This window comes from Agrobacterium vitis, assembly GCF_013426735.1.
In the GTDB taxonomy this organism is placed as follows: domain Bacteria; phylum Pseudomonadota; class Alphaproteobacteria; order Rhizobiales; family Rhizobiaceae; genus Allorhizobium; species Allorhizobium vitis_D.
On record NZ_AP023272.1, the window covers coordinates 1,322,170 to 1,341,101 of the forward strand.

The window sequence follows — 18,932 nt, forward strand, 5'->3', positions numbered from 1 at the left end:
GGAATGAATGGCTATGTTTAACAGGCATGGGTTATCGCGCCGTGAATTTGCAACATGGATGGGTCGGTGTCTTGCGGTAGGCTCTATGCCGCTGTGGGCAAGGCAGGCTTTGGCGGCTGCCGGAGCGGGCGCTGCCGGTTCTGCCCGCCGGTTGATTTTACTCGAACTTTTCGGTGGCAATGATGCTCTGAATACACTTGTGCCTTTCAAAGATCCGGTCTACCGGCATTTGCGCCCAACCATCGGCCTGAAAGGCGATGAGATTCTGCCACTCAACTCAGAGTTGGGATTTAATGCTGCTTGGCGGCAGATGGCGGATCTTTATCACAATGGCGAAATCGCCATCATCCAGGATGTCGGCTATCCCGATAACAATCTCTCGCATTTTCAATCGGCGGAAATTTGGGCGGGCGGGTCCAGGAAAGGCATTTCCAGTGGCGGTTGGGTCAGCCAGGTCTTGCAGGCGAACCGGAAGGATGCAGGACCCTTCGATGCGGATGGTGTGGTGTTTTCAGGCAATCAGGACCTGCTTGAGGGCGAGGGCATGCGCGTCTTGACAGTCGATAACAAGGATGCTTTGCGCAGCGGAGCGCTCAATGTGATGGCTGACGCCGACAAGACGGACGATCACGCTGCGCTCGCCTATCTGACCCGCCTTATGGCCGATCAGCAGGAGGTTATCGGCCGGGTTGCCGCCAGATTGAAGGGCGATAACCGGTTCGAGGCGTGGTTTACCCGGGACTATTACATGGACCCGATTGATGCTCAGACGGCTCTTTTGCTCTGGATGGTTGAACAGGATGTGAAATCGCCGCTGTTCAAGATCAGCATCGGCGGTTTCGATCAGCATTCCAATCTTCGGGGTGAACACGAGCGCCTGCTAACGAAGGTTCAGAACACACTGATGGGCCTGCGTCGCGGGCTGAAGGAGATTGGCGTCTGGAACGATACGCTTGTTATCGCCCATTCGGAATTTGGCCGCCGACCGGCTGAAAATGCCTCTGGCGGGACCGACCATGGCTCTTGCAGCCCTGTTATCATGATGGGAGGCGGGATCAAGCCTGGGCTTTATGGCACTCGCAGCGATCTGGAAAAGCTCGACGCGGAAGGCAATCCGGTTTTCACCACCGATTTCCGCAGTGTCTACGCTTCGGTGATCGGCAATTTCTGGCAGTTTCCAACCAATCCGATTGCCGCACAGGGCTTTGCGCCCTTGGCGTTGTTCTAGAGCCTGTCAGGCCCAGAATGAAACTGACCGCCTGCAAACACTGACCCGAATAATTTAAGGATATTGCAGTGACATTGTTCTCTCCAGTTGCACGTGACAGTGCAGCCGGACAGGCTGCCGCTTTGCGCGCGCCTGTCTCGTTGCAGGATGACACTCTCAAAATTTTGGGGTTTGATGACCAATCCGTCGGTCAGCCCTTGTCCGGGGGCACGGATATTCTCGTCTGCCTGACACTCTTCAACGAGCCTGCCGAGGCGGTGGCGGGGACATTGGCCTGTCTTGCCGCCAATCAGGACATGCTGGTCAGCCGAAACGGCCTTATACAACGGTTGGAAGTGGCCATCGTGCTGGATGGCCGCGACCGCGTTCACCCAGAGACCGAGGCACTGTTCAACCGGCTTGGCTTCGATCTCGATTGGAGCTTTGATCCTGAGGCAGTGGGCACCGGCCAGCATGGGGCGGATGAGGCGCAAGTTCGCGTTCAGACCCGCCTTATTCCGGTGGATCTGCTGACCGGGGTCAGCGGCAATCCTCTTCGCGTGCATCTGGCGGTGAAGGACCGCAACAGGGGTAAGCTGGATAGCCATGCCTTCTTCTTTCGAAGCCTTGCCGAACGCCTGCGGCCAGATTTTGTCTTGCAGATCGATGCCGGGTCGAGACCTGCTGCCGATTGCCTACCGGCATTGCTGGCGCTGATGGAACGCGAGCCTGACTGTGCAGCCCTTGCCACCAATATCGTCATGGAAGACGCCGCCTTGACCGATTGGCTGCAAAGCTGGCAACAGGCGGATTTTCTCTGGCAGAAATTATCCGATTGGCCGATTGGCAACGGTTTGGGCTATCTTGAAGTTGTGCCGGGGCAGGCCAGCCTGTTCAGAATGTCGGCTTTGAGACGCGGGGCAAACGGCGATCCTCTGGCCGCCTATCTTCGCGGGCTTTCCAGGACGAAGAGCCTGATGGAGGCCAATCTGTTTCTCGCCGAGGATCGAATCATCGGCGCGGAAATCGTCAAAAGCAATCCGGCCTGCACTATCCGCTATCATCACGATGCTAATCTTGTCACCGATGGCTGCGCGACGGTTGGCGAATTGCTGCGCCAGCGCCGCCGTTGGACAAACAGTACGCTTGTGGCGCGCCTGACGGCCATCGGCAGCCTTGCCGATCTGCTATGGCACGGTCGCCTGACGCCTGTCCGCTGGTGCTCGATGGCACTGGCGCTGGCCTGGACCCTGCTGCAACTGCTGGAAGAATGGTTCATCCCGGCGTCACTGGCCCTGCTTGTCTCCCTGACGTCAGGGTTTTGGCAAGACGAGGCCGGAAATGGTGTTGCGGGCCAAGGTTTGGCATGGGGAATGGCGACGGGTGTGTTGCTGTTCTGGCTTTATTGTCTGGCCAGCATGAAGGGGAGGGAGGGGGGGCGGTCTCTGAGCCGTAGGCTGCATGGCGGCGTGCATGGCCTTGGCCTGGGCATCCTGCTGGCCTGCACGGTCCTGGGGTTTGCGATTTGCCTTGTTGAGGTTGGCCCTGTCATTCAGGGGGCGATCCTGATGGTTGCCCTTATCCTCGGCATGGCGGTCTTGTGCCATTCGTCCCGCGGGATGTCCGATCTGCTGCGATTATTCGTACTCTATATCCCGTCCGCGCCCGTCGCCAGCTTCTATCTGTTAAGCTATGCGCTTGCCAATTTCCACGATGTCAGTTGGGGCACCAAGGGATTGGTCGGGGATATCAAGGCCGTCATCCCGGCTGGCTGGCGTCGGATGCGATTACAGCTTTTGATCCTTTGGGTCGTCAGCAACACGGCATTGGTCTGGCTGGTGATGGGTGGCGTGCCGGGCGGCGCAATCAGCGTCCTGCACTATGCCTGCCTGCCGGTCGTCGGGCAGATCGCCATCGCGTCCTTACTGCTGTTATCGGCAAGCTGCCGTAAGCCCGTTTCACCGTCTCCAGAGGTCAGAGACCGAGCAGGTAGCGTGCCGCATCTTCATCGATGATCAGCGCGTTGACATGGCCACCCCTGGCAGCGGCGCGGATGGCGGCATGCTTGCGTTTGCCGCGCGCCATGCCGATCACGACAGAGGTTTGGCGCGACGGGATCGCCATACTGGCGACGCGGCTGTTGACCGGGTCGTCCAGCAGCTTACCCTTGGCGTCGAAGATCCAGCCGCAGATTTCACCGGTGGCACCGATGGCGAGAAGATTGCGCATTTCGGCTTCCTTCAGGAACCCGTCCTGAAGCAAGGGCGCGTTGAGGGTCATCTCACCGATACCGACGAATGTTACATCGGATTGGCTGCCAAGCGCGATGGTGGGAGCAACCAGCGGCTGGCGGTGCAACAGGTCGCGCTCCTCTGCGCTGGAAACGATGACTGGTAGCGGCATTGGAAAATGCCGGGCCTTCACCGCGTCTGCCATCGAAAAGATCACGTTGAAATAGGCCGCCGATCCATCCGGGCTGATATTGCCGGTCAGGGAGACGATCTTGTGCTGCGGACAGTCCATCTGCGGCAATTGGTCGATCATGGCGCGCAGTGTGCGGCCCGTGCCCATGGCGATGGTGAGCGGGTCCGGTCGTTTCAGCCAGCGCTCCAGTTCGGCGGCACCCGCCTCGGCAATGCCGGTCGCGGTGGCGTCCGAGCCGGGATCGGTTGGCACGACCTCAACCTGCTTCAGGCCATAGGCCTGTTTTACCGCATCAGCCAGTTCGAGACAGACGGCAATCGGGTGATCGAGGCGGACCTTGACCAGCTTTTCGGCAACCGCCAGCGACACCAGCCGCTGGGCGCTCTGGCGGGAAATATTCATCGCCGCGGCGATCTCGTCCTGCGTGCGGCCAGCCACATAATAGAGCCAGCCGGCGCGGGCGGCGTCGTCCAGCCTGGCGTTGGAACCTGCTTTGCGTGCCATTAAAAACCTCTTCCCTTGGTGGATGAGGTAGAGGCAAAGGGGAGGAGCTGTCAATTGTTTCAGTCCGATACCGGCAGGATCGGCCTTGAACCGCATCTGCAATGAGGGCTATGAAAGTCAGACGACAGCGAATGGAGATTGGCCGATGCCCGCACCCGTCAATGGTTTCAAACAAGCCCTGCGGCAGGACGCTGTTCTTTATGGCCTGTGGGTGGCGCTGGCCTCTGCGCATGGAGCCGAGCTTTGCGCCGGTGCTGGCTTTGACTGGGTGCTGATCGATGGCGAGCATGGGCCAAATGACATTCCGCTGCTGGCAGCGCAGCTTGCCGCTTCCGCCCGTCAATCCGCCCATCAGGTGGTGCGTCTGCCGGTGGGCGAAGCCTGGCTGATCAAGCAGGCGCTGGATATCGGCGCGCAGACGCTGCTGATCCCGATGGTCGATACGCCGGAGCAGGCCTTGGCTGCTGCAAAAGCCTGCCGCTACCCACCTTTTGGCATTCGTGGCATGGGGGCCGGGCTTGGCCGGGCCTCCGATTTTGGCCGGATCGGCGATTATGTGGCAAGTGCCAATGACCAGATCTGCCTGATCGTGCAGATCGAAAGCCGGTTGGCGATGGCCAATCTGGAGGCGATCCTTGCCACCGATGGCGTCGATGCTGTGCTGATCGGGCCTGCGGATCTTGCGGCAGATCTCGGCTTTCCGGGCCGGGCTGACGCGCCGGAGGTTTACGCGGCAGTGGAGGATATCTTGCGTCGGGCCAAGGCGCTGGGCAAGCCCGCCGGGATCATGTCAACCGATCCTGTGATGATCGATCTTGCCCGCCGGTCAGGGGCGCGCTTCATCGCCACGCAAAGCGATGTCGGCCTGCTGGTTGCCGCTGCCGCCAACCATTTGCGCAGCGTCAAAGGCGAGGCAGGACCAGAAGCGACCGGCGGTTATTGACACCCCTGACAGTGAGGAGAGACTGATGGCGCAATCAACGCTTCGTCTGGAAGACAGCTGGAAAGCTGTGGTCGGAGAGGAATTCGAGCAGCCCTATATGCAGACCCTCAAGCAGTTTCTGGTCGAGGAAAAACAGCAGGGCAAGCCGATTTTTCCCAGAGGGCCGGAATATTTTCGGGCGCTGGACCTGACCCCCATCGATCAGGTGCGGGTGGTGATCCTGGGGCAGGACCCTTATCACGGTGCAGGGCAGGCGCATGGCCTGTGCTTTTCTGTCCAGCCCGGCGTGCGCATTCCGCCGTCGCTGGTCAATATCTACAAGGAATTGCAGGCCGATCTCGGTATTGCCCCGGTGCGCCACGGCTTTCTGGAACATTGGGCGCGCCAAGGCGTACTGTTGCTCAACAGCGTGTTGACGGTGGAAGAGGGCAGGGCCGGATCGCATCAGGGCAAGGGTTGGGAAAAGTTCACCGACCGGGTCATCCATGCCGTGGCCGAACGCCGCGAGCATGTGGTTTTCATTCTCTGGGGTGCCTATGCGCAGAAAAAGGCGGCTTTCGTCGATCCGGCTCGGCATCTGGTGCTGAAATCCGTGCATCCATCGCCGCTGTCTGCCCATAACGGCTTTTTCGGCTCAAAACCGTTTTCAAAGGCCAATGCCTATCTGGAGGCGCATGGAGAGGTCCCCATCGACTGGCAGCTTCCAGCCGATCCAGGACAGGGATAGGCGTAAATCGGCTTGCAGCTCTGCTGTCTTTGCCGATAGTCTTGCCCAAACACACACCGGAGGCACTATGAGCAATCATCTGAAATTCTTCATCGATGGCGAATGGGTTGATCCGGTTCACCCCGCAACGCTTGAAGTGATCGATCCATCAACGGAAGAGGCCTATACGTCGATTTCGGTTGGCTCAAAGGCCGATGTCGATAAGGCGGTGGCGGCTGCCAAGCGGGCTTTCATCCGTTTTTCGCTGTGGTCGGTGGAAGAGCGGCTGGCGCTGCTGAAGCGGATGCTTGCCGAATACAACAACCGTTTTGAGGATATTGCCAAGGCCGTCAGCCAGGAAATGGGCGCGCCGCTTAGCTTTGCCCTGGAAAGCCAGGCCTGGGCCGGACGCGCCCATATGGAAGCGACAATTGCCGGGCTGGAGACGTTCAAGTTTTCCGAACAGCGCGGCGGCACCATGGTGGTCAAGGAGCCGATTGGCGTCTGCGCGCTGATCACGCCCTGGAACTGGCCACTGAACCAGATCGTCTGCAAGGTCGCGCCCGCCATCGCCGCTGGTTGCACGGTGGTGCTGAAGCCGTCGGAGATCGCCCCGATCAGCGGCATTATTTTCTCCGAAGTGATGGAAGCCGCCGGAACGCCGAAGGGCGTCTACAATATGGTCAGCGGCAATGGCCCGGATGTCGGCCAGGTAATGGCCGGTCATCCCGATGTTGACATGGTGTCCTTCACTGGCTCGACCCGGGCCGGGATTATTGTTGCGAAGACTGCGGCGGAAACGGTGAAGCGCGTCGCCCAGGAACTCGGCGGCAAATCCGCCAATATCATCCTGCCGGATGCCGATTTCGAAACGGCGGTGCGCAAGGGCGTGCAGGGTTGTTTCGGCAATTCCGGCCAGTCCTGCGATGCGCCGACCAGAATGCTGGTACCCGCCGACCGTCATGACGAGGCGCTGACCTATGCGAAGTCCGAGGCGGAAACTTTTGTAACCGGTGATCCGCGCAATGAAGACACCAAGCTTGGCCCTGTTGTCAGCCAGATCCAATATGACAAGATCCAGCGGCTGATCGAAGCGGGCATCAAGGACGGTGCGACGCTGGTGACAGGTGGGCCGGGACGCCCGGAAGGGCTGAACCGCGGCTATTACATTCGCCCGACCATCTTCGGCAATGTCTCCAATGACATGACCATCGCCCGCGAGGAAATCTTCGGTCCGGTGCTGTCGATTCTGCCTTACAAAGACGAAGCAGAGGCGGTCGAGATCGCCAATGACACGGTCTATGGGCTGGCGGCCTATGTGCAATCGACCGATATTGAACACGCCCGCGAAGTGGCGAAGAAGATGCGGGCCGGGTCGGTCTATCTCAACTATCCGGATTGGGACACGTTCGCGCCATTCGGCGGCTACAAACAATCCGGCAATGGCCGCGAATATGCCGATTGGGCCATCCACGATTTTCTCGAGATCAAAGGCATCGTTGGCTGGGACGCATGAAGAAGACCTTCAATCCGCCCTCAGTGCGCAGACCCTTCGGCAATTACAGCCACGGCCTGCTGGTGCCTCCGGGCGCCAGCCTGCTGGTCACCTCCGGCCAAGTCGGGATCGGTGTCGATGACAGCATTCCCAATGATCTCGAAGGCCAGGCGGTTCTGTGCTTCGAGGCCATTGGCACCATCCTGGCCGAAGCGGGCATGAGTTATGCGGATGTCATCCGCATCGCCGGTTTTGTAACGCGCCGAGAGGATTTTGCACCCTATATGGCGGTGCGTGATCGTTATACGTTGGAACCAAAACCGGTTTCAACACTTCTTATCGTCACCGGATTTACCCGTCCGGAATTTCTGGTCGAAGTAGAAGTGACGGCGGCCAAATTATTTTGAAGATTTTTCCATTTTTATTTTATAAAAAATGAATATATTCGTGTTTGCAGAGCGAAGATAAAGCATCTGTACATTTCTTTACATTCTGAAAAAATAGACATTTCTGTTTTTTCACTGCATCTTGTGGTGGTTATTCATTATGAATGACAGATGAACAGCGCGTTCATTTATTTCTATTTAAAATATTTGGAACAAATTGTTTCCTTCGCCGTTATCCACCCAGACAATTAGGAAAGAAGGAATATCCAAATGAAAACCAAGATTGCTCTTATTGTCGCTGCGGCCCTTGCTGGTTCGCTTGCAACCTCGGCCATGGCCCAGGATTCAACTGTTACCGGTGCAGCAGGCGGTGCGGTGACCGGCGCTGTTGTGGGTGGTCCAGTCGGCGCAGCCGTTGGCGGTGTTGTCGGCGCAGTTGCCGGAACGGCCATTGATCCGCCGCCGCCGCGCGTGGTTACTTATGTTCGCCAGCAGCCAATGCCAGCTCAACCCTATGTGACCGACCAGCAAATCGTCGTCGGTCAGCATTTACCGCGCCAGATTGTGATCACCCCGATCCCGGAAGATCCGACCTACGCGTATGCAATTGTCAATAATGAGCGTGTTATCGTTGATCCGCAGTCCTATACGGTCATTGATATCATTCAGTAACGTTTTTTGACTCTCCAGTCATCTTGCCCCACCAGCCTCGTGCTCGTGGGGCTTTTTTTTTGACCGGAATAGGGTGCTCTCGCTCTTTGCCTTCACGTATTTCCGAACCTAAAACCGGTTTCCACTTTTCCTGGAAATGCTCTGTCGTTTAAATTACGCAGCAGGCCGCTATAGTGTAAAACATACCCTGAAATAGTAGAGATCAGTTTAGCAATTCCCAGCGACAGATGGATGGAAATCTCTATTTTCGGCAATCAACATCCGTGCACTCTTTTTTTGTTTATGCATCGATTTTTCCAAAACTCGGCTGACGCCTCCGTTTTGATCGATGCACTAGGGGGACCATCCGTGAAAAGAATAATCGCCGTTGCCGTGCTGACCTTCCTTCTGCCAAACCTGTCTTTTGCCGATACGCTGCTGTTTCCAAGCGATAACCCGGTCGCGCGCATCACCATTCCCGCCGATTGGGAGCCGAAGGAAACCGAAAGCGGCATTGATGCGACCTCCGAGGACGGCGCTATCTATATTGCCATCGACGTCGCCAACGCCAAGACCACGGATAAGGTGATCGATGACGCCATCGCTTTCCTTCAGGACAACGGCGTCAAGATCGACGGCTCGACCCAGAAGCAGTCGGATGAAGTCATCAATGGCATGGACATGACCAATTTCGACTGGACCGGTGTCGATGAAGACGGCGCCGTTAATGTCGGCCTGTCGCTGCTTTCACCGCGTCCTGGCAAATTGCTGGTCATTACTTATTGGGGAACGAAGGGCAAACAGGAAAAGCACGGTGCCGAATTGCAGGAGATCATCTCTTCGCTGAAGGCAGCAAAGTAAGGCTCGAGGTTTTGTTTTGCGCATTTCCGATTGCCAAGACCGCTTCACAGTTTTTCTGGAAATGCCTCAAAGCCGATCCATCTCGCCCCGTACCTTGGTGATGAACGGGGCGCAAGAAACGCGACGCAGGACATTGTCGTCTCTCGCTTCGAATGTTATTTATGGAGCAGTTACGAACCGCGTTAAACACGGGTGTTGAATATGAAGCTTGAATGGACGTTTACAGCAGAGTCCTTCCTCGATCAGCTCTCTCCTGCTGATAAATCGAAAGTCATTCATGCTGTGAATCGATTGCAATCGGAGAGTGCTCCAGTTTCGGCAGGAAAAAATGTCCGGAAGCTTGATGGCGAACGCTATCTTTATTCCCTTAAAGTGGGATCCGATTTTCAAATAATCTTTAGCTTAAATAAAGATGTTATTTCGATTATTGATGTTGTTCGAAAAGGGCAAGTCGATGGCATTCGCAGGCGGATTGAGATGGTTCGGCAGGCTGCTTCTGGATGAAAAAATTCAAACAATTAGCAATTGATATATCAATTTTAGACGATGATTTGCATGCCTTTGAAATGCTACTGAATGCAGAAAGCCATTTAAAAGAACGAGATCAAATCATCCCTTTTTTTAAACAGAGACCTCATCTATGCGCTGCACTGGGTTTTCTTCACGGCAATATTGAGCTGCCAAACTTATGGTCCAATGAACTCCATTTGTTTGGAGACTTCGTGTGTGATGCGGCTTCGGGCGATAGCGAGGCAAATGCCTTTACCCTTATCGAATTTGAGGATGCAAAAGAGCATAGCATTTTTTTAAAACTAGCGGACGCTAAGAGTATGAAACATTGGTCGCCAAGATTTGAGCACGGATTTTCCCAGATCGCTGATTGGGCGTGGCGGCTTTCAACTGAGGGCGGCGGTAGCTCCGCCTTTCGAAGAATTTTTGGTGATAATGATCCCGTTATTCACTTCGTTCTTATTGTTGGGCGCGATGCTGATTTGACGGATGACGATAAAGCGCGCCTCAGATGGCGGGCAAATAATGTTTCTTTCGGACAATATCGAATGTCCTGTTTTACGTTCGATGCGGTTCTTGGATCGCTCAGACGTCGTTTGTCATTGGCACGTCAAGCCAACACGCTTTAGCCTCAAAACCGCTCCATCTCGCGCCGAACCTTTTCCAGAAAGGCAGCGCGGCTTTGCTGGGTGCAATTGTTCATGTCGTAATGGGCCATGAATTTCACCGGTGCGCCCAGCTTGATCTGGGCGCGGATCACACGGGTGACGGATTTCTTTGGCGGGTTGCCGGCAAGAAATGCTCGTAACGGGGTTGCGCCATAGGTCATCACCGCCGCCAGTTTGCGGATATGGCGCAGCGTCGGCGTCAGTTTTCCATCGACCAGTTCGAAGGTGACGCCCGGTAGCCAGACACGGTCAAAATAGCCGCTCAACATGGCGGGAAAACCGAAATTCCACACTGGCGTGACGATAACCAGCGCTTCGGCCGCCTTAAGCCGCTCGACATAGGATTTCACCGGTTCGATATTGTCAGGATAATCATGATAGATCCGCCGCTCTTCAGCCGAAAGAACCGGGTCGAAACCCTCGTCATACAAATTGCAGCCATCGACCTCATGGCCGGCTTTCTCCAGGCTTTGGCAGGTCTGATTGTACAGTGCCCGGTTGAAGCTTTCAGCCATGGGATGGGAATGAAGAACGAGCACGCGCATGCAAAAGTCCCTGGTTTACGCCCACCGGTGCCCCGGAGGGTTCTGTCAAAAACATCCGCGCCGTTTGTCCCGATACCTTCTTCCGCCAATTGGCGGGATGAAAGGTCATGTTCATTGCATGATCAGGGACAAGCCCCGCCAGGAGTACCTTCGGACTGTGAAGACGGCCTCATGCCGTCATGCCGTTGCGTTCTAAATCATCTCCGGTTGAAAGCGCAAGGATTTCAATCGTCTTCCATCGATTGCAATCCCGGAAACAAATAGTTTCGCCCGGCGGAAAAATCGAAATCGGGATTTTCCCAGGCAATCATCTTGCCGGGATTGAGCAGGCCCTTGGGGTCGGTTTCCTGTTTGAAGGCCAATTGCACCGTATCGGTCTGCTTCATGCCGCCTTCTTCCAGCGTGTAGCGATGCGGGTTGAAGATCGGGCAGCCATTGTCCTTGTGGATGCGGATGATTTCCTCCAGCCGCTCCTTGGTGGTATAGCGCACCAACGGCAGGCCGGAACACTGGATGGCACCGTCGAAGCGCATGAATTCCAGGTGGCCGATCACCTCATCCCCGAAGATTTCGGTCATCTTGGCAACCTTTTCGACGTGATCCGGCCCTGGATACTGCACCTGCAAATAGGTGATGTCAGGATCAACCTTTAGCGCCCTGAGCGTCGTGTGGTTCCAGGCCAGTTCATAGGCATGGGGAATACCCTTCATGCTCTCGACAGTGTCGGAACGGAAGCGCAGATCGGCCTTCATTTTCTCGGCATAAGCAATAAACGGCCCCATGGAATGCGGCGCGACCATCAGCACCACGACCGACTGGCCGTCCTTCAGCCAGGGTTTGTGACGGGAGAAATAGGCATAGGGAACAGGGGCCGCGATGGGTGCCACTTCCTTCAACAGAATACCGTTGCGGTGACTGAGCGCATCGGCAAAGCGCACGGCGTCCATGTAGTCGTCATAACCGACGATGACGTCCACCCAGTCATAGGCAGGGGCCAGCGGCATTTCCACTTCAGTGATGATGCCATTGGTGCCATAGGCGTGGCTGACCTTTTGCAGATCCCAGGCGGACAATTCCAGCACCCGGGGTTCCGCCTCCATGGTGACGACCCGCAGTTTCAGGATGTTGCCGAGATCGCGAAGCCCACCCCAGGTGATCGATCCGACTCCGCCCGAGCCGCCAGCGACAAAGCCGCCGATCGACGCTGTCTGGGCGGTGGAGGGGTGGAAGCGCAGTTCCTGACCGGAATGGGCGCGTGTCTGGCGATCCAGTTCGGCGATAACGATGCCCGGCTCGCAAATAACCCGGCCTGGGTGAATCTCTTTCACCTTGTTCATGTTGATCAGGTTCAGCACGATGCCGCCGGAAAGCGGCATGGCCTGACCATAATTGCCGGTGCCAGCACCGCGCGGTGTCACCGGCACGCCATGGGCATAGGCAACTTTCAGCGTGTGGATCACCTCTTCTTCGCTGACCGGAGAAACCACGAGGTCAGCCGTGACATGGTCTAGCTCGGCCTTCAGGATTGGCGAGTACCAGTAGAAATCCCGGGACTTCTGCTTGACCAGCGCCGGATTGTCCTCGACGGCGATCCCGGCAAGTTCAGCTTTGATTTTTGCGTAATCGGGCATGGTTCAATCTTCCATCATATGGTCAAGGTCGCGGTAGTCAGGCAGTTGGGTGTTGATAGCCTGGCCCGCGCGCAGCACGATGCGGTCAGCCTGCGGGCGCGACAAAAGCTCGCTCCAGGTTCTCGCCGAAAACAGCACCAGATCCGCCTTGGCCCCGACCTTGATACGGCCATGGTCGGGACGTCCGAGAATATCGGCGGGGCTGCGGGTGACAATCCGGGCGGTGCTGTCCAGCGGGTGATCGAGATGGACGATCCGCACCGCTTCGCGCAGCACTTCCACGCAGTCGAGATCGCCATAGGCATAAAAGGGATCGCGGGTATTGTCTGACGCAACCGCCGTCTGAACACCTGCTGCCGCCAGTTCATGAAACAGGGTGACGCCGCGCTGGCGCGGGCTGCGGCCCGGATGGCGATCTTGCAAATACATGTTGCACATCGGCAGCGACACGACGGCAAGCCCGGCTTCCGCCACCGTGTCGATGGTCGCCTTGGCGATATCGTCGCTCTGCTGGGTCAGCGAGCAGCAATGGCCGACCACGACCGAGCCTTGAAATCCATTGCGCAGCTTGGCTTCGGCAATGGATTTCAAGGTCAGCACGGAAGCGTCCTGGGTCTCATCGACATGCAGGTCGATGTCGAGCCCGTGGTCGCTTGCGGCGCGAAACAACAGGTCCAATCGCTGGTCTAGATCCGGCGAGACCTGGGTGACGCCGCCGAGAATGCCCTTATGCGCAACAAGCACTTCCAGCAAATCTCTAAAAAACGCCTGATCGGTGATGTCGTCAAAGGGGAAAAGGGCGACCGCCTGAAGATCAATCCGGCCCGCCCACTCCTTGCGTATCTGCGAAAACACCTCAAAGGAAATCCGGTGCTGGGGCGCGCTGCTGTCGAGATGAGTGCGGATCAGGCTGGTGCCGTGGGCATAGGCGCAGCGCAGCGAGAATTCCATCCGCGCTCGCACATCGTCCGCCGACCATCTGGCTTCGCGGTCCTGCTTTACGGCATCGAGCGCGCCGATGAAATCACCTGTTGGATTGGGTTTTCGCGGCCAGATATGGCCCTTGTCGAGATGGGTATGCATGTCGGTAAAGGTCGGCCAGACCATGGCGTCGCGCAGATCGGTGATCGGCAGATCCGCTCCGGTCTTGTACTGAGATGCGGTGCCGACCTCAACGATGGCTTCGACCTTGCCGTCGTTGATAATCAGATCGGCGCTGACCAGCCCCTCGCGGATCGGACCAGCGGGAACATCATCAACCGCTTCGACGGGTAAGGTGGCGCGCGTCAGGGCAAACCGCCCGGTTTGCGGAATGTCGGCAAACAATCTGGTCATCAGTTTTCTCGCTTGATGCTGCTTTCATGCCAGCGATGCAGCGCCAGCCATGAGATGAAGGAGGTGATCGCGAAGATCACCACGCCGAGACAGGACAACAGGAACAGGGCGGCAAACAGCCGGGGAATGTTCAGCCGGAATTGCGATTCCAGCAGGCGGAAGGCCAGGCCCGAACCCGCTCCTGCCGAGCCTGCGGCAAATTCGGCCACAACGGCGGCAATCAGCGCCAGTCCACCACCGATCTTCAGACCGGTCATGAAATAGGGCAGCGATGCCGGCAGTTTCAGATAGAGCAGCGTTTGCAGCCGTGAGGCGCCGTAAAGGTCGAACAGGTTGAGCAGATTATGATCGACGCTTTTCAACCCCTGCACCATGTTGGACAGGATTGGGAAGAAAGCGACCAGAAAGGCGCAGATCAGCAGGGCCACCTGGGTTGACGGTGCATAGATCAGTATCAGCGGCGAAATGGCGACGACAGGTGTGACCTGAAGGATGACCGCAATCGGATAAAAGGCCGTTTCGATCCATTTCGACTGGACGAGAAACACCGCAATGCCGACACCGCCGATCAGCGCCAGAGCCAGCGACATCAAAGTGATTTTCGTCGTCACCCAAAGCGCCGGTCCCAGAATGCCCCAATCGGTATAAAGTGCCTTTGCCACGGCCAGCGGACCGGGCAGGATATATTGCGGCACTTCGGAGACGGTGACGCCGATGTGCCAGACCAGTACCAGCGCCGCGACCACCGCAAACGGGATCACCACCCGCAGCACGGTTTCTCCGTGGTGGGCAAATAGGCCTTGTTTTGGCATGGCCATGCTTTCAGCGTCGGATGATGTTTCATGATGTGGGGTCATCCATGATGCTCCAATCCGGCTAGGGAAGACCCGTCCTCAAGGGGAAAGCCGATGGCTTCCAGCAGGACGTTCGAAGCCTTTTCGCAGACCTGCCGGTATTCTTCCGAGGTTCGGTAATGGGCGTCGCGTTCCAGGCTGGTGGCAATGGTGAAATCCGCATGCACCCGGCCAGGCCTTGCCTTCATCACCACGATGCGATTGGAGAGATAAGCGGCCTCGAACACCGAATGCGTCACGAAGATCACGGTAATGCCGGTCTCGCGCCAAAGCCGCAGCACGTCGTCGTTCAGCTTTTGCCGGGTGATTTCATCAAGGGCTGCAAACGGCTCGTCCATCAGCAGCAATTTCGGCTTGGTCACCAGGGCGCGGGCAATCGACACCCGCATTTTCATGCCGCCGGAAAGCTGGCGCGGATAGGCCTGCGCGAAATCCTTCAGTCCTACCGTGTCAAGAGTTTCGAGAACAGTCGAGGTGGCGGCTGCCTTGGAGATCCCTTGCAGACGCAATGGCAGATAGACATTGCCGAACACCGTCTGCCAGGGCAGCAGGGTTGGCTCCTGAAAGACGAAGCTGATATCGCCTTCCGGCAGACCCTTGGCATTGATCCGCGAACTCGGCCAATCGACCGTGCCGCTGGAGATGCCGCCGAGACCGGCAATGATCCTGAGCGCCGTCGATTTGCCGCAGCCGGAAGGGCCGAGCAGGCTGACGAATTCCCCGGCCTCGACGGTGAGTGACATGTTGGACAGTGCCACCGTGCCGCTGGAAAACACTTTGGACACGCCTGTTAGCATGACGAGGGCGCGCTGGCGGTTTTCAGTGCGAGGCTTTTGCAGTGGTTCAGTCGGGGTCATTCCGGGGCCTGTTGTTGAAGGGCCTAGAGTTTGTCTTAGGGAAAACCGGTTTCCACTTTTCCCCAAGACAAACGCAAACAAGAAAATAGGATGAGGAGGAAGGAGCATCCTCATCATCCCGCTACTGCTGGCTCTCGCCTGAACTTGTGCGCTCAAGTTTGTGAACAAGCAGAGCGAACGTTGGCAGAGCGCAAGTGGGCAGAGCGCAGGTCGGCAAAGCCCATACAGGCAAGCACATAGTGGTAAGCACTGGTGAGGTGAGGGGTTACACGCCTCATCCGGATGTTGTGGCGGCGCTTATCCGGTGCGCCGCCCTGTCTTTCTTCTTTAGCTTCACTTCTTCAGGTTAAGGCCGACGCCCTTGCAGACGAACTTGGTCGTGTAGGCCTTGTGGTAATCCAGCTTGGCATCAACGACGCCGATCTGGACCAGGGTATCGAAGAAGGCCTTATAGCGTTCGTCAGTCATGCAGCCGATGCCCTTGTCCAGGGTCGGGCCGGATTCGACGATGCCGTATTCCTTCATCTTGTCGATGGAGAAGGCGATCTGGGTGTCGGTGATTTCCGGATTGTCTTTTTTGATCAGCGCATTGGCGGCCTTGTTGTCGCCGTAGAGGTACTTGTACCAGCCCTCGATCGAGGCATCGACGAAGCGCTGCACCACATCCGGCTTCTTGTCGACCATGGACTGGGTGGTGGTGATCATCGTCGCATAGGAGCTGTAGCCATTGTCGGCCAGCAGGAAAAGTTTCGGCTTGAAGCCGCCCTGCTGTTCGATCTCATAAGGCTCGGAGGTGATATAACCCTGCTGGGCAGATTTCTTGTTGGCGAGGAATGGCGCCGGGTTGAAGGTGTACGGCTTATACTGCTCGTCCTTGAAGCCCTTGAAATTCTTTTTCATCCACTCGAAGTAGGTGGCATAGCCATCCTTACCCATGAAGATCGTGTCGAGCTTGGCAAGATCATCGAATTTCTCGATGCCCTGATCGGGATGGGCGATCAGCACCTGCGGGTCCTTCTGGAACATGGCGGCGACATCGATCAGCGGAATGCCCTGCTTGACGGCGTCCATTTCCTGAAGCGGGAAGCCCATGTAGAAATCGACCTTGCCGGCGATCAACAGCGCCTGGTTGGCCGCGTTCGGGCCACCTTGGACGATCTTCACCTTTAACCCGTATTTTTCATAGGTGCCGTCGGCCACGGCCTGGTAAAAGCCGCCATGCTCGGCCTGGGCCAGCCAGTTGGTGCCGTAGCTGACCTCGTCCAGCGCCATGGCGGGGCTGCCGAGGCCAAGGGCCAGGGCGGTTGCAGCTAACGTGCTGACAATTGTCTTGTGCAGTATGGTTTTCGTCATGTGTGTTTTCCCCTGATCCCTCGGATCGCGTGCTGCCGCCCATTGTCGTATGCCGCTGAAATGGCCCCGCTCAAAATGGCTCCACTGAAATGGACCGCCGCGTTTTATGCATTTGAGCGGTTGCTTTGCGGCTTGAAAAGCATCAAATTTCGTCCGCTTCGATGCCTTAATGGCATCGCTTGCTCGCTCTGTATGTGAATCGTTCAATCTGCCTAAAAAATGGACTGGTGTGTTACGCCATGCTTCACTCCCGTAAGCTGCTTTATATCGACGAGATTGCCCGTTGCGGTTCAATTCGTAAAGCCGCCGCTAGACTTAACGTTGCATCTTCCGCTGTCAACCGGCAGATTCTGGCACTGGAAGACGAGCTTGGCGTTCCGCTCTTTGAGCGTCTGCCGCGTGGGCTTCGGCTGACGGCGGCGGGGGAGCTGTGCGTCGAGCATATCCGCGACGTTCTGAAGGGCTATGAACGTCTTGAAACGCGGATCCGCAGCCTGAAAATGCCACAGGTGGGCAAGGTGTCGCTGGTCGCCACGGTGGGGCTGGCCGCCGGTCCCCTGCCGGAAATCATTGCCCGGTTTCTGGACGCGCATCCGCGCATCAAGGTGCATCTGCGCAATGACAGCGGCTCCACCACCCTCAATCCGGTGCTGACAGGCGAAGTGGATATCGGGCTGGGCTTCAACATCCCGGCAACACCAGGTATTCGGACCATCGCCAATTTCGATATCCCTGTCGGCGCGGTTTTACCGCCCGGTCATCGGCTGGCGCGTGAAAAAGGTCCGATCGATCTGGTCGATGTGGTGCAGGAAAAACTGGTGCTGGCTGAGCCTGGCACCAGCCTGCGCAATGTCATCAATCTGGCGCTTGCCAATCTGCCGCTGCCGGTCGAGCCCCTGCTGGAAACCAACGCCTCCGAATTGTTGAAGCAATTGGTTAAATGCGGCACGGCGCTGACGCTGCTCAACCCGCTGGATGTCATTGTCGAATGCCGCAAGGGCGAACTGGTGTTTCGCCCGCTGGCCGAACCGCATTGCCGCCACCAGCCGATGAAACTGTTTGCCCGGGCGCGGGCGCCGCTCGATGCGGCGACCAGCCTGTTCGTTGAATATCTGGTTCAGGAAATCCAGGCCCTGGTGGTGGAATTGCAGGGCAGGGGATATCTTGCCGCGGACCGTTCTTATTCCGGGGAGTAAAGCGCCGACAGCGGATAGTCCCTGACGTCACGCAAGAGCTGGATGAAGCCGGACACCTGATGACGGCAGATCGCTTCACCCTTTTCCGCGGTGCCTTTCGAGGCATCGCCGACAACACCGGCTGGGTTGAGGTCATGGGCGATCCAGGCCAGCGAATGGGGCGGCAAGGGCTGGAGAAAGTCCGAGCGTTCCTTCATCCATTCCGCCTTGGAGACGAAGTTTTCGGCCTTGTCCATCCGCACCAGTTCGGGGCGAAAATGCAGCATCAGCGAGGTTTCCACTTCGCCGCCATGAATGCCATAGCGGTTTTCATGGTCGGAAATCATGCCCTCGGGATTTCCGAACCGGCTCCATTGGGTGGACATCACCGCCATCTTGTGGCGGACGCGCAATTCGCGCCCGACAATGCTCATGATATCGACATTGCCACCATGGGAATTGACGATGACCAGCTTGCGCAGGCCCGCTTCCGCCACCTTGGCACCGATGGCGGTCCAGGCCGCAATCAGCAGATCCGCGCTGAGTGAGAGCGTGCCGGGGCCATAAACATGTTCATTGGCCTTGCCGATTTCCTGGGTGGGGAGAACCAGGAAGTCCAGGTCATCCGGGCGCTGGCGCTTCAGCTCTGCCAGCATGCCATTGGCAATCGCCACATCGGTTGCAATTGGCAGATGTGGCCCATGTTGCTCGGTAGAGGCAATCGGCAAAACGGCGATGGTGCTGTCAGGTGACAGGCTGGCGAAATCATAGGTGTTCAACTCATTCCAGTAAAAGGGCTTGGTCATGATGCTTCCCCATTGATTGGC

Annotated in this window: 19 protein-coding genes; 11 read left to right on the forward strand and 8 right to left on the reverse strand. The window is 57.2% G+C overall.

The genetic code is table 11. The annotated features are described in order from the left end of the window. The first annotated feature begins 7 nt into the window (after positions 1–7). The gene (locus tag H1Y61_RS05915) at positions 8–1,228 is read left to right on the forward strand and encodes a DUF1501 domain-containing protein (RefSeq protein ID WP_180574004.1); all 1,221 of its coding nucleotides are present in this window, start codon (positions 8–10) and stop codon (positions 1,226–1,228) included. A 68-nt stretch (positions 1,229–1,296) separates the two neighbouring features. Next, positions 1,297–3,222, forward strand: coding sequence for a glycosyltransferase family 2 protein (locus H1Y61_RS05920; protein ID WP_180574005.1), 1,926 nt, complete (start codon positions 1,297–1,299; stop codon positions 3,220–3,222). Here H1Y61_RS05920 and H1Y61_RS05925 read toward each other — a convergent pair. Then, entirely contained in the window at positions 3,182–4,135 is a 954-nt protein-coding gene (locus tag H1Y61_RS05925) for a sugar-binding transcriptional regulator (RefSeq protein ID WP_087728968.1), read from the reverse strand. The two genes, H1Y61_RS05920 and H1Y61_RS05925, sit on opposite strands and share 41 nt — an antisense overlap. Before the next feature lie 145 nt (positions 4,136–4,280). Between H1Y61_RS05925 and H1Y61_RS05930 the strand changes: the two genes are divergently transcribed. From H1Y61_RS05930 to H1Y61_RS05965, 8 genes are all read left to right on the forward strand, one after another. Continuing rightward, entirely contained in the window at positions 4,281–5,078 is a 798-nt protein-coding gene (locus tag H1Y61_RS05930) for an HpcH/HpaI aldolase family protein (protein ID WP_180574006.1), read from the forward strand. Positions 5,079–5,103: 25 nt separating this feature from the next. Then, positions 5,104–5,805, forward strand: a complete 702-nt coding sequence (ung, locus tag H1Y61_RS05935; protein ID WP_180574007.1) for a uracil-DNA glycosylase — start codon at positions 5,104–5,106, stop codon at positions 5,803–5,805. A 67-nt stretch (positions 5,806–5,872) separates the two neighbouring features. Further along, on the forward strand, positions 5,873–7,300 hold the full coding sequence (locus H1Y61_RS05940; protein ID WP_180574008.1) for an aldehyde dehydrogenase family protein: 1,428 nt from the start codon (positions 5,873–5,875) through the stop codon (positions 7,298–7,300). Next, positions 7,297–7,686 carry a RidA family protein gene (locus H1Y61_RS05945; RefSeq protein WP_174111578.1) on the forward strand — a complete coding sequence of 130 codons (390 nt, stop codon included), beginning with the start codon at positions 7,297–7,299 and terminating at the stop codon, positions 7,684–7,686. The genes H1Y61_RS05940 and H1Y61_RS05945 overlap by 4 nt, the downstream gene beginning before the upstream one ends. 249 nt (positions 7,687–7,935) lie before the next feature. Continuing rightward, on the forward strand, positions 7,936–8,337 hold the full coding sequence (locus tag H1Y61_RS05950) for a DUF1236 domain-containing protein (RefSeq protein WP_174111577.1): 402 nt from the start codon (positions 7,936–7,938) through the stop codon (positions 8,335–8,337). A 348-nt stretch (positions 8,338–8,685) separates the two neighbouring features. After that, positions 8,686–9,177, forward strand: coding sequence for a histidine kinase (locus H1Y61_RS05955; RefSeq protein ID WP_180574009.1), 492 nt, complete (start codon positions 8,686–8,688; stop codon positions 9,175–9,177). A 201-nt stretch (positions 9,178–9,378) separates the two neighbouring features. Then, complete coding sequence (locus tag H1Y61_RS05960) at positions 9,379–9,681, forward strand: hypothetical protein (RefSeq protein WP_180574010.1); 303 nt, start codon at positions 9,379–9,381, stop codon at positions 9,679–9,681. Then, complete coding sequence (locus H1Y61_RS05965) at positions 9,678–10,316, forward strand: Shedu anti-phage system protein SduA domain-containing protein (RefSeq protein WP_180574011.1); 639 nt, start codon at positions 9,678–9,680, stop codon at positions 10,314–10,316. Before H1Y61_RS05960 ends, H1Y61_RS05965 begins: the two co-directional genes overlap by 4 nt. Before the next feature lie 2 nt (positions 10,317–10,318). Here H1Y61_RS05965 and H1Y61_RS05970 read toward each other — a convergent pair whose 3' ends face one another. The 6 genes from H1Y61_RS05970 to H1Y61_RS05995 form a co-directional block, all read right to left on the reverse strand. Further along, a complete protein-coding gene (locus H1Y61_RS05970) occupies positions 10,319–10,900 on the reverse strand; it encodes an NAD(P)H-dependent oxidoreductase (protein ID WP_174111575.1) in 582 nt (193 codons plus the stop codon). Positions 10,901–11,124: 224 nt separating this feature from the next. Beyond that, positions 11,125–12,531: an FAD-binding oxidoreductase gene (locus H1Y61_RS05975; RefSeq protein WP_180574012.1), complete on the reverse strand. Its 1,407-nt coding sequence runs from the start codon at positions 12,529–12,531 to the stop codon at positions 11,125–11,127. A gap of 3 nt (positions 12,532–12,534) precedes the next feature. Beyond that, a complete protein-coding gene (locus H1Y61_RS05980) occupies positions 12,535–13,866 on the reverse strand; it encodes a cytosine deaminase (protein ID WP_180574013.1) in 1,332 nt (443 codons plus the stop codon). Further along, on the reverse strand, positions 13,866–14,684 hold the full coding sequence (locus H1Y61_RS05985; RefSeq protein WP_235680881.1) for an ABC transporter permease: 819 nt from the start codon (positions 14,682–14,684) through the stop codon (positions 13,866–13,868). The genes H1Y61_RS05980 and H1Y61_RS05985 overlap by 1 nt, the downstream gene beginning before the upstream one ends. 35 nt (positions 14,685–14,719) lie before the next feature. Continuing rightward, positions 14,720–15,577, reverse strand: coding sequence for an ABC transporter ATP-binding protein (locus H1Y61_RS05990; protein WP_180574015.1), 858 nt, complete (start codon positions 15,575–15,577; stop codon positions 14,720–14,722). 333 nt (positions 15,578–15,910) lie between these two features. Next, positions 15,911–16,930 carry an ABC transporter substrate-binding protein gene (locus tag H1Y61_RS05995; RefSeq protein ID WP_180574016.1) on the reverse strand — a complete coding sequence of 340 codons (1,020 nt, stop codon included), beginning with the start codon at positions 16,928–16,930 and terminating at the stop codon, positions 15,911–15,913. A gap of 239 nt (positions 16,931–17,169) precedes the next feature. On the opposite strand from H1Y61_RS05995, the gene H1Y61_RS06000 reads away from it, so the two are divergent. Beyond that, complete coding sequence (locus H1Y61_RS06000; protein ID WP_015916965.1) at positions 17,170–18,126, forward strand: LysR family transcriptional regulator; 957 nt, start codon at positions 17,170–17,172, stop codon at positions 18,124–18,126. Here the strand turns inward: H1Y61_RS06000 and H1Y61_RS06005 are convergent. Then, the gene (locus tag H1Y61_RS06005; RefSeq protein WP_180574017.1) at positions 18,111–18,911 is read right to left on the reverse strand and encodes a creatininase family protein; all 801 of its coding nucleotides are present in this window, start codon (positions 18,909–18,911) and stop codon (positions 18,111–18,113) included. The two genes, H1Y61_RS06000 and H1Y61_RS06005, sit on opposite strands and share 16 nt — an antisense overlap. Positions 18,912–18,932: the final 21 nt, after the last annotated feature.